Consider the following 12,792-nt stretch of genomic DNA (forward strand, 5'->3'; position numbering starts at 1 on the left):
TCAAACCCTCACCTGAGCGCGAGGGACTGTCAGCGCCTGCGCTTTTGCGCCGAGGTCCGGCGATTGGGTTGTCTGGCCGGGATAAATGCGCTGAATGTCGTCTTCGTTCATGCTGCAAGCGCTACCGTCAAACACCAGTTTGCCGTGGGCCAGGCCGACGATCCGGTCACCAAACTCTCGGGCGTACTCAATCTGATGCAGGTTGCACAACACCGTGATTCCCAGTTCCCGAGTAGCATCGCGCAAATACTGCAGCACCAGACGCGCAGTCTTTGGGTCGAGACTGGCCACCGGTTCATCCGCCAGAATCACTTTTGGCCGTTGCGCCAAGGCACGTGCGATTCCTACGCGTTGCATCTGCCCGCCGGACAGCGCATCGGTCCGTTGATGGGCTTTGTGCGCAAGCTCTACACGCTCAAGACACTGCATCGCGAGCGCCACGTCCTCACGCCGAAACAGTTGCAGGATCGAGGTCAACGTCGATGCCGCGCCCAGGCATCCGGTGAGCACGTTCTTCAGCACGCTGAGACGCGGCACTACGTTGTGGTGTTGAAAAATCATCGCCACATGACGTCGCAGTCCGATGGTGTCGCGGCAGGCCAGTGCGTCAATACCCGCTACGCAGAGCGTTCCGGTGTCGGCCTGGACCAGGCGGTTGATACAACGCAGCAACGTGGATTTGCCCGCACCGGACTGACCCAGCACCACGACGAATTCTCCTGCCGCGACATCAAGGTCAATCCCACGCAGAACCGGGTTCGTTCCGTAGTGCTTGGTCAGTTGGCGGATACTGATCATTTAAGTCTCCGCAGATCGAGATCGAGCACTTTGGCGGTTTCGCGCACAACGTCATAAGCCGCGTCGGTGGTGGGCTGAAAGCCGTCCAGCTCGCCCTGATCACCCCAAGGCACGTTCTTGATCGATGCCAGTGCCGCAGCGACTTTCTGCTTGAGTGCCGGGTCGAGGCTCCTGCGCCAGACCATCGGCGATTCCGGGATCGGACGAGAACTCCACACCACCTGGAAGTCGTCCTGCTTCACCAGTCCTCGGGCAATGGCATTGGCCAGAATGCGGTCGGCGACAGCGGCGGCATCCACCTTGCCGTTGGCCACAGCGAGGATGCTTGCGTCGTGGGAGCCGGAGAAAATCACACGAGAAAACAGGGTTGCGGGATCAAAACCTGCCTGCTCCAGTCCGGCTTTCGGAAACAGATGGCCCGAGGCAGAGCTGGGGTCAACAAACGCGAAGGTGTGATTCTGCAGGTCCGACAGTTGAGTGATGCCGCTGCCCTTGCGAGCGAGGATCAAACTCTTGTAGGCGCTTTGACCGGTTTTTTTGGTGACGGCGACCGCGAACGCATCGACATCTGCGACCGACGCCGCCAGCACGTACGAGAAAGGGCCGAGATAAGCTACGTCCAGTTTGCCCGCGCGCAGTGCTTCGATAATGCCGTTGTAATCCGTGGCGACGAAGGGTTCGACAGGCATGCCCAGTTTGTCTTCAAGACTGCTGAGCACTTGTTTGCTCGATTCGATCATGGCTTGAGAGTCTTCCGACGGGATCAGGCCAATTCTCAATTTTTCGCCCGCCACCGCTTGGCAGGCAGCGCTGATAGAAAGGCAGGCAACCGCGGCCAGACGCAAAAATCTGCTGAAGTTATTCATGGCATTCCAGAAGTTGTTTGGAGTCGCCACAGGCTAGAAATGTCACGTGACAGTCATAGGATCAATTCAATATGAGTTTTCACAGCCAAGTATTGATGGAGTCTATGGATGTCGACCGCCAGAATGCGTGCCTTCCTAGCCGTGGCGCGTCACGGAAGTTTCAGTGCTGGGGCGCGGGCGCTCGGGCTCAGCCAACCCACGCTCACAACGCAAGTGCAGGGGATGGAGCGCGAATATGATCTCGAGCTGTTTCACCGCCGCGGGCGGCGTATCGAGTTGTCCGATGTAGGTCGCCAGCTATTGCCCATTGCGCAGGCGATGGCGGCACTGGATCTGGACGCGCACAACCTGTTGCGCGACTCTGGCCGGCTCGACAGTGGGCAGCTCAAGCTCGGCGCGGTGGGGCCTTTTCACGTGATCGAGATGGTCGACAATTACCTTCAGGTACACCCGCGCATTGATGTTTCGATACGGGTGGGTAATTCGGCGCAGGTGCTGGCCGACCTGGAGAATTATGTGACGGATATCGCGGTACTCGCCGGCCGGCATGATGACCCGGCACTCTGCGCTGTGCATTACGCGCGCCACGCAATCATCCTGTTTGCCCACCACGAGCATCCTTTCGCCAACCGCGATTCAGTGCGTCTGGAGGAATTGGAGGGGCAGCGGCTGTTGCAGCGGGAGCCTGGCTCCACGACGCGTCTGGTGCTGGAGCAGGCCTTGAAGGCGGCGCACGTTACGCCTCGCATCGCCATGGAAATCGGCAGTCGCGAGGCGTTGCGTGAAGCCGTCGTACGCGGAATCGGGCTTGGGGTTGTCTCTGAGGCGGAGTTCATCGCTGATCCGCGAATCCGCACGATCCGCATCGAAGGGGAACAACTCTTTACCGAAACCTACCTTTATTGCCTGGCCGACCGTCGCTCAAGTCGACTGATCACGTCGTTTTTTGATGTGGTGCTTGCGGCGGGATGATCAGCCGCTCGCCATCCGCGCTCGGCTAGTCCGTCGCCAACAGCTTCTTTACCTGCGCCACAATCTCGGCAATGTCAAAAGGCTTGGCAACTACCACATCAAACAGATCCGAGCGCTCCATGCCGATATGCGCCTGCGCGCCACTCATCAGAATGATCGGCAAATGTTTGACGGAGGGCTGAGCGCGCACGGCTTCGGCGAACTCGAGGCCGTCCATGACCGGCATCATGAAATCAGTGATGACCAGCGCTGGCCGTTCTCGCTCCAGCACGTCGAGTGCTTTCTTGCCATTGCTGGCGGTCACCGTCATGAAGCCTTCATCCTCAAGCGCAAAGCCAAGGATGTCAGCAATCAGATACTCGTCGTCGACTACCAGGATGGTGGTCATGTTATTTCAACCCGCTCGAAGACTTACGATATTGAACCAGGCAATGACTCAGCTGAGGCTGAAGGTTCATTTCTCAAAGCCTTTTCCAGGAACACATCTTGATCACGGATAACCACCTCGAACCGCGATGGGTTATAGGCGCTATCGCGTACCTTAAGAATGGAAAGCGTCCTGCGAAGTTCAGCGTGATGCTCAAAGAAACGCATGAGGATCAGGTTGTCGACAATACTGGACAGGTCAGAGTTCGGTGAGCTCACCTCGGAACCGAACAAATCGCGCATTTCCCACGAGGCGAACACCGTAACGCCTCTGGATCGCAGCTCGTTCATCAGCGCACTGTAGAAGTCGGTGATGCGTTCCGGGGTGGTGGAAACCCTGGTCATGCCGCTCAGGCTATCGATGAACAAGCGCTTGATGCCTTTTTCATCGACGATGCTCAGCAGTCGCGCGCCGAGGCCATCCAGCAAACCCTCGGTGGTCGGTTGCCAGGCAATGCTCAGCGCACCGCTGTGTTCCATGTCTTCAATGTTGATGCCGAGCGATTGGCCTTTCAGGCGCAGGCGCTGCGGGCTTTCATAGAAGCCGAAATGCAGGCCCGGCGCTTCGGGCGTCGACTGCGCCAGAAATTTCAGCCCCAGGGTGGTTTTTCCGATCCCTGAAGGCCCCATGACCAGCGACACGCTGGAGCTATATAGTCCGCCGCCGAGGATCTCATCCAGTGACGCAATGCCGCTGGGAATGCGCGTCATGTCGGCGCTGTCCGGGGCGGAAGGGCGTTTGTACAGACTTTCAAGGCGTGGATAGACGACGAGGCCGTCGTCGGTGATTTCACACTCGTGCAAACCGGTCAACGCGCCGCTGCCGCGGGTCTTGCGCAAGTGAATGCGGCGCACCGAGCGCGTGCCGAACAGTTCTTCGCCCATTTCGATGACGCCGTCGACCATCGTGTGTTCGGGGCTGCCGTCGTCAAGGCGCGAGCTGGTGAGAAACAGCACGGTGCAACCGGCGAACGCCGCGTGGCCTTGCAGCTCGGAAATGAATTTTTTCGTGTCGATAGGCGAGTCGGCTTTGGAGCGCGCATTGAGCAAACCGTCGACGACCATGACCGTGGCTTTCTGCCGGCTGATTTCGCGCCTGAGCAGTTTCACCACCTCGTCGAGGCCTTCGTTCTCCAGCGTATCGAATGCGCTGACGAATTGTATTTCTGCACCCACTCGAGAAGCGTCGAAAAAACTCATCGTCGACAGAAACTGGAACAGCCGGTCGTGCGACTCGGCCAGCAACGTGGCGACCAGAACGCGACCGCCGTTGCGGGCATGATGGAACCCCAGCTGATTGGCGAGGATGGTTTTGCCCGAGCCCGGACGCCCTTGAATGATGTATGAAGCACCCGCGACCAGGCCTCCCTGAAGCAGCGCGTCGAGCCCTTCGATTCCGCTCTGAAGGCGTTTTAGCTTTTCCACAATGCGACCCTGATCTGAAAAAACAGGCTTCTTAAGCCGGATGGATGAAATGCTAACGTCATTTCCATCCGGAGACCATTGCGGTTGAGGGAAAAGTAGCGCTGGAAGTTCCGCTGCGCGATCAAGCAGAAACAGACCCGACGCGCGGCGCCGGATCTGTTATTTGTCGAAGCAACAACCTTTTGAGCAAGCCCTGCTTTCGGGCGACCGTATCGTTTAGTGCGATGAACCGGTGGCGCTGGCCTGGGCCGCTTCAATGATCAGCGCGGTGACTTTCTGCGGGTTGGACGTCATCACCACATGGGACGCACCCTGGACGGTAACGGTCTTTTTCGAACCCGCGCGATCGGCCATGAACTTCAGCGCCGCCTCAGGAATGTTTTTATCCGCCGAACCGTAGATGAACCACGACGGCAGTTTTTTCCACGCCGGTTCGCCAGACCCTTCCTTCAACGCAGCCTCGCTGATCGGCCGTTGTGTAGCGGCCATCAATGCCGACTCGGCGGCGGGTACATCGGCGGCAAATTGCTGACCGAATTTGTCCTGCTGAATGTAGAGATCCTTATTGCCGTCCTTCAACAGCACCGGGGCGGCGAGGGTCGGGCCAAGGGTGCCTCCCGGATAGCGACCGGACAGCTCGATGGCGGTTTCGCCCTTGTCCGGCGCAAAGGCTGCGACATACACAAGCGCTTTGACTTTAGGGTTGTCGTGGACTGCGTTGGTGATCACCGAGCCGCCGTACGAATGGCCAACGAGGACTACCGGACCGGCGGTGTGCTCGACAATATCGGCGACATAATCCGAGTCCTGCTTGACGCCACGCAACGGGTTGGCCGCGGCAACGACGGGATATCCCTGTTTCAGCAACTGCGCGGCAACCCCATTCCAGCTGGACGATTCGGCGAATGCACCATGAACCAGCACGACTGTCGGCTTGGCGGCGCCGGGTTCGATGGCCGCAGTGCTGTGCAAAGAGGTCAGTGCCAATGCCGCGGTGATGGTGACAGCCAAAAGCGATTTGATATTGCGCATGATCATTCCTTTTTTCATTGGTTGGAGACAGCTGGAAAACACATGGTTTTTCTGGCAATCGGAATGACTGCCGCTGAAAAATGCATTGTCAGGGCTCGCTGTTCGGGGATCCGGTGGCGAGTCGATGGGGAGAATTCTTGCAGGGGCATGTATACCGGCTATGTTCGATAACCGGCAGTTATGCGTTGTTTTGAGTCTGTAAAGGCGCTGGATACAGTGGCTTACAAACGCGAGCCACTGTATCCGGCCGATAGTGGCCGCCGTCGACGTGTAGCCCGCGCGGGCTAGGGATGGACGCCGATGTCGAGGGTGACGCAGAGACCGCCACCGTCGCGGTTGCGCAACGTCAGTGAACCACCAATTGCGATGGCCAGTTGCTGAGCGATGGCCAGGCCTAAACCGGTACCGCCTGTGCTGCGGCTGCGGGAGTTTTCCACTCGATAGAACGGCTTGACCACGTCTGCCAGAACCTCTTCGGGAATGCCTTGTCCCCGATCCAGCACACTGATCGAAACGCCGCTGCCTGCGTTTGTACTGACTTGCACTTCGGCGGTGCCAGCGTACTTCAGCGCGTTGTCCACCAGATTCACCAGAATACGGCGCAGGGCATGCGGTCTGGTTTCGATGACCGCGCCGTTCTTGCCGCTCAGGCTGACCTCTCGACCGGTGTCCTGGTAGTCGCAGACCAGACTGTCGAGAAAGGCGTCCAGACTGATGCGGCAACTGGCCTCGGTCGCGCCATGAACGCTGCGAGCATAGGCGACACCCTCGCGCACCAGATGCTCGATTTCGTTGAGGTCATTGCCCAGTTTGTCTTTCTCTGCCGAATCCTCCATGAACTCAGCGCGCAGTTTCATGCGGGTGATGGGCGTCTGCAGGTCATGGGAAATGGCCGCCAGCAATTGCATGCGCTCTTTGAGGTAAGCGGCGATCCGCGCCTGCATGCTGTTGAAGGCGCGGGCAGCGTAGGCCACTTCGCGCGGGCCGCTTTCATCCAGATGCATCGGATGCGCGTTCGGATCAAGATTCTCCACCGCCTCGGCCAGACGGCTGAGCGGGCGTATCGCGATGCGCACGGCAAGCCAGGTGCAGCCGATCATCAACACCAATTGAGCCAACAGGGCGAACGGCAACCAGGGCGACAAAGGCCTGACAGAAGGGCGCACGTCGATGGTGACCGGGCTACCGTCGGACAGTCGCAGCTGCGCCTGAAAGTGCGGACGTGGGCCGGGGATTTCGACAAAGCTCAGCGCATAGTCGCGGCCCAGGGCGACTTGCAGTGATTGCGCTGCAGTCCCGGCCAGATCATTCGAGGTCAGCGGACTTCCGGCATCATGCTCGCGCAGCAAATAGTCGTAGTTGCGCCGCTGCAGGCGCTGGGTCCAGGCCGGACGCTCAGCCGCAGGCAAGCGGTCGAGGATGGCGATGGAGGTCGCGGTGTCGTGTTCGAAATTGCCCAGCATGGCCGTCTTGGTGCTTTCGTAGCGTTCGTAATACTGGGCTGCGAACATCAGCGACTGGGCGAGTATCAGGCCGACAAGAAACACCAGCCACAGCCGCGATGCCAGCGTTTGAGGCCACTGCAAGGCGAGTTTCATGCTTGCTCCTCGAGCACTTCGACCGCATACGTAAAGACGTAGCCTTCATTGCGCACGGTCTTCAAGTACAGCGGTTCGCGCGCGTCATCGAGCAAACGCTGACGCACGCGGCTGACCAGCAAATCGATCGACCGGTCGAAGATGTCCGCGTCACGGCCCTGGGTCAGATTGAGCAATTGGTCACGACTCAGTACCCGCTGCGGATGATCAAGAAACACCCGCAGCAGCCTGTACTCGGCGCCGCTCAACGAGACCAGCGTGTCGTCTTCATCGAGCAGATGGCGAGCGGTGGTGTCGAGGCGCCAGCGCCCGAACTTGAGCTTCCGGCCGCTTTCACTGACCACAAAGTTAGGCGGCAGCATGCGCGTACGGCGCAGAACGGCATTGATCCGTGCGAGCAGTTCGCGCGCAGCGAAAGGTTTGGCCAGGTAATCGTCGGCGCCCATTTCCAGACCAATGATGCGATCGGTCTCGTCGCTGCGCGCGGTCAACATCAGCACCGGCGTTGCCTTGTGCTTGCCGACGCGAAGTTCACGGCACAGCAGCAGCCCGTCATCGCCCGGCATCATGATGTCGAGTACGATCAGATCCACCTTGTTGGTTTCCAGAAACGCCCGCATCTGACGGCCATCCGCAACCACGGTGGTGCGCAGGCCGTTCTTGTTGAGGTAATTGCCAACCAGTTCCCTGATCTCGCGATCATCATCCACGATCAATACATGATCGACATGTTCCATTCCCTGCTCTCCAACATGAGCGCAACTGTTGCGCGGCCTGGCGATGTCCGATTGCCCGTTTGAAGAGGCCCGTACGCGGACGGCAACAGTCCGGCGAGGCGCCAACGGCAACAAGGGAGGTCGCGGATTTACAGCGCGCGTATTACGCCGTCAAACGCTGATGGCCGTCCAGTTTTTTAGGGGTGGGGCGGTTTCTTGTTTGAGCACGATCGGGTGCGGCCGCCTGTTGAATGCGAGTTGGCGGATTGGTGGTGCGGAGTTTGGATTTGAAGTGAGGAGGAGGGGCGGAAATGCCCGAACAGAGGAGAAAACGATCCATACACACTTCTGGGGAGCTTCGTATGCCAGAAACGACAAAGCCCTGAATAATCGGGGCTTTGTCGGTACAGAATAGACCGCAATGGGGCGCAAGCGCTTATTGACGGACGTCTGGCTCTGGCCGGTCTGTGCCATTCGTGGAGGGCAGAAAACGGCCAGGTGTGGCCTGTCAATTAAAGGCGCTTTTGTCCGAAAAGCACCATCTAAAAAAAGCCGAAATCAACCTCGTCAGCCTGGAGTTTCTCTCGGCTTGGATTCAGTAATGACTACAGCGGCCTATACGCGCTGCAAAAAAGTTTCGGAAATGAGACCAAAAGTACAAGAGCACTCGAAAAATCTCGTTGAACGAAATCCTCACCTCGGGCATCCTTCACCGCGATTTTTCAAGGACGATTCACTTCTATGCCTGCCCCACGTACGGAAGCGCTTCCGCGCCGGCACTTCTCATATACGCCCCCGCATTTCAGAACTGTAAGCCATCCCTGCTTGGGCGACGGCTACGTCGAGGTGCTGCTCGTAAAAACACCTATCGTCTAACGCAAATTGCGTCCCCATGCTCGCGTGACAATCACGAGCCCGCCACTGACATTTCGAAACGGAACCTTCCATGAGTGGAAAACCAGCTGCTCGCGTCTCAGATCCCACCAGTTGCCCACTTCCAGGACACGGTACCAATCCTATTGCCAGCGGCTCGCCGAACGTATTCTTCGACGGCCTCGCAGCTGCTCGCATGACCGACAAATCCGCATGTGGTAGCCCGATTACCGGGGGCGTCAGTTCGACTGTATTCATCAACGGCCTGAACGCCGCGACAATAGACAGCACCGGGGGCCATGGCAACATTGTCATTGGCGGTTCCGGCACCGTCATCATCGGCGACACCGTTGTATCAGCGCCCTTCAGCGGTTTACTGCCAATGCCGGTGCACTTCAGCGACAAGATCAAACTGGTCGACGGCACGACTGGCGAGCCAATGCCTAATCACGGTTATGCCATCCAACGTGAGGATGGAAGCCTGGAACATGGCGTTAGCGACTTAATGGGCTTCACCCATATGGTGAGTTCGCACTTGGCAGAAACCATCAAAATCTTTCTGGAAGACTAAGTAATGGCCGCAGAGCAGATTGTTCTTCCAAACGGCAACACCGCAAGCCTGGCAGCAACGAAAACATTGACCGCTGCAAATGATTCAACCGTAAAAGCAGTACCAGTTCCGGAAAAGAAAGCCATCGTTTTCTTTATCGGTGGCGCCGCAGACCAGGAAAAGTATTACTTTCAAGGTGCCTATCACAACATCGATGCCGCAAAAAATCTGCTCGACAACAGAATAAGCCCGCACGCAAAACTGAAGCCCAAATACACAAGCTGGGCCAGAGGCTACAACGACGCCAAAGGCTCCGGCGACATCAAGACCAATTTCATCGATAAAATACCCAGCAAATCAAGCCCGGTATATATCGTGGGTCACAGTTTGGGGGGATGGAACGGAGCACATCTTTCAAAAATTTTATCTGAAGCGGGTTACACCATTAAATTTCTGGTGACACTCGACCCTGTCGGCGAAGGCTTTTGGGTATGGCTGGGCTCGGATATTTACATGTCAGAGCCGCAACCTGTCGCAGAGTCCTGGATTAACATTCGAGCCAACTCAAGCAAACCCGACTCTTCTGACAGCGTCGCCGATTTCGGCGAGCGCTGGAATATAAAGTCCGGTCCGACCATGAACAAGACCATCGACATCCACCACGCCTCTGCAGACTGGATGTTCATTCAACCTGTTCAGGAAACAAAGTCAGCACTCGATCTGGTTTTTGATTCCATCAATGGTATTTTCGGCCAATGAATAAATATCGCGGCTTTGTTTGCCTGACATTACTTCTCTGCGCTGGCTGTGTGAAAACAGCCAACATCCCTCCCGCAGACCTCACTTTGTCGTCTTTTGAATTAGGGCCGAATAATCTTTTTACTGTGAAATTCACTTCAACAATAGATTTGGTTAACGCATTCAATGATTTCGAAAACTCTAATCAGCTCACACCAACGCTGATCTGCTCGTTAGACGGCGATATGGATTTTTCGTCCGAGCATTCAATCAATATAAAGGCTGAAGGTCTGGTGAATGCGATCAGCCAAACCAGACCAAATTACACTTTCACGTCAGAACTTGTTTTTTACAATACAAGACCCGATGGGACGCAACTCGATCTGAATGATTACGAAGCCGTCCGGCCGCTTCTAGTCAATAAAGCTCTCATACCCTGCAAGGTACGCATTACCGCGTATGGCTATAAAACCTATTACACGAAGTCATTGATCATTCCTACCACGAAACTGCGAGAGCAGATATTCAAAAAACCTTAGCTTTTTTAGATAGCACTGAAGCAAGGAATTAGGAGAGCAGCCAACCCCATCGTAAGAATTTACTTGCCTTTAGGTGGTGCGTTACCGCGGCCGTCTCCCGAGGGCTTCCCTGTTTTGCTTGGCAGATTAGCTACCAATGGCGCTTTCGAGCCACCCGATTTACTTGCTGGTACTGAACCACTTTTACCGCCGCCTGATTTCGACATCGCCATCTCCTTGGTTACGCGAGGGAGGGTTGCCGGGTAACGGTAGTAGGTTTTGAGGTGGACGCGAATTTCGTTGGGCAGGACGCCGGAGAAGGGCGCCAATCATTATGATTGTGGAGCGCGTCCCTAAAAGTTATGGAACGCTTCTTTCAAGGAGAAAATCTTTGAGCCTGCCAGAAACGACAAAGCCCTGAATAATCAGGGCTTTGTCGGTACCAAATATGGCGGAGGCGATGGGATTCGAACTCATGGACCTGTTACAGTCGACGGTTTTCAAGACCGATATGCAAAGCCAGTGAAACCGGGGCCTGTAGCCGCTTTTCGTTACGATACGTTTATTTTTTGACATCTCTACAGCCCGCATTCTCCAAGGGCCGGATTTTGAGTTTTGTAACGGTTTTTGAGGCTATTTCGATGGCTTGGCAATGGCGCCAATTCGTCGATAGACGCGCTCGGTAATGTCTCCTTTGGTGTGCCCCAAGAGTAGGCTCGCATCGCCGACGTCGAGGATCTCCGACGCCGCTTTCGGCCTGATGTCTCTGAACTGGAAGCCTCCGATTTTCTCAGCCAGCTGAACATCGCCTTTTTCTTCAGCTTCTTTCTTGGCCCTTTCTCTGGCGTCGTCCCATCGATCGCGAAGCATCTTCGCTGTCATCCGCTTGCCGCGTGCGCTCACGATCAAATAGCTGCAAATGTGCTGAGCATTGCGCTCGGCCATTTTCCCGATCAACAGGCCCAGACTGTTTGGCTCATCACCGTCAGTTATCTGAATACGCAGCTTTTTGTGTGTCTTGTTCTGCTGCACACCCAAGTAATTTCCCTCGACATCGTCCTTCCTCATGACCAGGACATCTGCCGGTCTTTGCCCGGTCAGATAAGCCAAGTCCATCGCGTCCTTCAGTTCTTGAGCTGCCTTCATGTAAACAGCATCCCAAACCACATCATTTGCGTAATAGTCCCTCGGCGTTTCCTTGTTTTTGCGTACGCCCTGGCAGGGATTTTCTTTGGTCGTCAGTCCCCATTCCCGAGCAATATTGAACACGTGGGAGAGGGTGGCAATCTCGCGATTCGCGCGAACCTTGGCGGTCCGCGCGTCGCGGTACCCGGCGATAGTTGCAGGAGTGATTGAGTCGATAGGAGCGCTGTCGAACATCGGCCGAAGTTGCTTGATCTCCGCCAGATTGTCCTTCTGCGTCCGTGCCGCTTTCTTCGATACGATGTCGCGGATATAGCGGTCGAAGATGCCTTTCATAGTGCGCAGATCAAGCGGCTTTTCCTTCGCCTCCAGCTCCGCCCATTTGACCCTGGCCAAGTCCAGATCCTTGCCCAGCGGGATCGCCTTACCTGCCATATCCAGATAGTAATAGGCGATCCAAACCTTTCCGCTTTTTCGTGTTCGTGTCCACTTGTACATTCGAGGCGGCAAGCAGCGTGTGTCGGCCTTGCGGGGGCGCATATCAGTTCACTCGCGAGTAGTCTGGTGTCCATACCGGTGTAGCCGGCGGTGGGTTCGTATCGGCGATCGTAGTGCTGATCATGCCCAGCTTCATGCGGGCATACATGCGGCCCACCAGCGGGCGCTTGCCGCGGCTTTCGACGAACACCCACTGGCGATTAATCAGCCAGCGGCGCTGGTAGGCCCTGGCCTTGTAGCCGGTGAGTTCGGCCAGCTCCTCGTCGGAGAGGATTTCTGTTTCCATTGTGATGCTCCATTGCGGCGCGAGGCGGCAGAAGATGGTTGATATTGGGTGGTTGCGCTTGGGCTACAGTTGATCGATGCGCAACTGATGCGGAGCATTCGGATGTTCAACAAGTATCCCGAGCAAAAGCAAAGCCGGACGGTACTGGGGGCGCTCGGTGCCGCACTCCTGACGCTGGGATTATTTCTGGTCGTCATCGATGCGGTTGGTGGGTTTATTTTCGTAGTCGCGGGAGGCTGCCTTGTCATGCTGGCGTGGGTGGCGAGTGAGCGAGGATTCGAGAGAATGCTGCGAGTGCTGAACTGGTTATGAGAGAGTGATTCCCCGCAGTACGGCCGCACACGGGCAGGTTG

General features: G+C 56.6%; 14 protein-coding genes. 5 read left to right on the forward strand and 9 right to left on the reverse strand.

Annotated features, from left to right (window positions below; translation table 11 throughout):
• Positions 1–798 (reverse strand): phosphonate ABC transporter ATP-binding protein, encoded by a 798-nt coding sequence (gene phnC / locus M0746_RS10395; protein WP_258449090.1) that lies wholly within the window; start codon positions 796–798, stop codon positions 1–3.
• Positions 795–1,664 carry a phosphate/phosphite/phosphonate ABC transporter substrate-binding protein gene (locus tag M0746_RS10400; RefSeq protein ID WP_258449091.1) on the reverse strand — a complete coding sequence of 290 codons (870 nt, stop codon included), beginning with the start codon at positions 1,662–1,664 and terminating at the stop codon, positions 795–797. The genes phnC and M0746_RS10400 overlap by 4 nt, the downstream gene beginning before the upstream one ends.
• 108 nt (positions 1,665–1,772) lie before the next feature.
• Here M0746_RS10400 and M0746_RS10405 point away from each other — a divergent pair, with 108 nt between their 5' ends.
• Positions 1,773–2,636 carry a LysR substrate-binding domain-containing protein gene (locus M0746_RS10405; protein WP_258449092.1) on the forward strand — a complete coding sequence of 288 codons (864 nt, stop codon included), beginning with the start codon at positions 1,773–1,775 and terminating at the stop codon, positions 2,634–2,636.
• Positions 2,637–2,661: 25 nt separating this feature from the next.
• On the opposite strand, the gene M0746_RS10410 is transcribed toward M0746_RS10405, so the two are convergent.
• From M0746_RS10410 to M0746_RS10430, 5 genes are all read right to left on the reverse strand, one after another.
• The gene (locus M0746_RS10410) at positions 2,662–3,024 is read right to left on the reverse strand and encodes a response regulator (RefSeq protein WP_093101892.1); all 363 of its coding nucleotides are present in this window, start codon (positions 3,022–3,024) and stop codon (positions 2,662–2,664) included.
• Positions 3,025–3,047: 23 nt separating this feature from the next.
• Positions 3,048–4,487, reverse strand: coding sequence for an ATPase domain-containing protein (locus M0746_RS10415; protein ID WP_258449093.1), 1,440 nt, complete (start codon positions 4,485–4,487; stop codon positions 3,048–3,050).
• Positions 4,488–4,703: 216 nt separating this feature from the next.
• The gene (locus tag M0746_RS10420) at positions 4,704–5,519 is read right to left on the reverse strand and encodes an alpha/beta fold hydrolase (protein ID WP_258449094.1); all 816 of its coding nucleotides are present in this window, start codon (positions 5,517–5,519) and stop codon (positions 4,704–4,706) included.
• Positions 5,520–5,803: 284 nt separating this feature from the next.
• Positions 5,804–7,117, reverse strand: coding sequence for an ATP-binding protein (locus M0746_RS10425; protein WP_258449095.1), 1,314 nt, complete (start codon positions 7,115–7,117; stop codon positions 5,804–5,806).
• On the reverse strand, positions 7,114–7,854 hold the full coding sequence (locus M0746_RS10430; RefSeq protein ID WP_258449096.1) for a response regulator: 741 nt from the start codon (positions 7,852–7,854) through the stop codon (positions 7,114–7,116). Before M0746_RS10430 ends, M0746_RS10425 begins: the two co-directional genes overlap by 4 nt.
• 925 nt (positions 7,855–8,779) lie before the next feature.
• Here M0746_RS10430 and M0746_RS10435 point away from each other — a divergent pair.
• The 3 genes from M0746_RS10435 to M0746_RS10445 are packed head-to-tail and all read left to right on the forward strand — an operon-like array spanning position 8,780 to position 10,533.
• Positions 8,780–9,277, forward strand: coding sequence for a PAAR domain-containing protein (locus M0746_RS10435; protein ID WP_258449097.1), 498 nt, complete (start codon positions 8,780–8,782; stop codon positions 9,275–9,277).
• A gap of 3 nt (positions 9,278–9,280) precedes the next feature.
• The gene (locus M0746_RS10440; protein ID WP_258449098.1) at positions 9,281–10,015 is read left to right on the forward strand and encodes an alpha/beta hydrolase; all 735 of its coding nucleotides are present in this window, start codon (positions 9,281–9,283) and stop codon (positions 10,013–10,015) included.
• Positions 10,012–10,533 carry a hypothetical protein gene (locus M0746_RS10445; RefSeq protein WP_258449099.1) on the forward strand — a complete coding sequence of 174 codons (522 nt, stop codon included), beginning with the start codon at positions 10,012–10,014 and terminating at the stop codon, positions 10,531–10,533. Before M0746_RS10440 ends, M0746_RS10445 begins: the two co-directional genes overlap by 4 nt.
• A 612-nt stretch (positions 10,534–11,145) precedes the next feature.
• Here the strand turns inward: M0746_RS10445 and M0746_RS10450 are convergent.
• On the reverse strand, positions 11,146–12,195 hold the full coding sequence (locus tag M0746_RS10450; protein ID WP_258449100.1) for a tyrosine-type recombinase/integrase: 1,050 nt from the start codon (positions 12,193–12,195) through the stop codon (positions 11,146–11,148).
• A 1-nt stretch (position 12,196) separates the two neighbouring features.
• Positions 12,197–12,439: a DUF4224 domain-containing protein gene (locus M0746_RS10455; protein WP_258449101.1), complete on the reverse strand. Its 243-nt coding sequence runs from the start codon at positions 12,437–12,439 to the stop codon at positions 12,197–12,199.
• A gap of 102 nt (positions 12,440–12,541) precedes the next feature.
• On the opposite strand from M0746_RS10455, the gene M0746_RS10460 reads away from it, so the two are divergent.
• Complete coding sequence (locus tag M0746_RS10460) at positions 12,542–12,751, forward strand: hypothetical protein (RefSeq protein ID WP_258449102.1); 210 nt, start codon at positions 12,542–12,544, stop codon at positions 12,749–12,751.
• The last annotated feature ends 41 nt before the right edge of the window (positions 12,752–12,792 follow it).

Source organism: Pseudomonas sp. S11P7 (genome assembly GCF_023195435.1).
Lineage (GTDB): Bacteria > Pseudomonadota > Gammaproteobacteria > Pseudomonadales > Pseudomonadaceae > Aquipseudomonas > Aquipseudomonas fluorescens_G.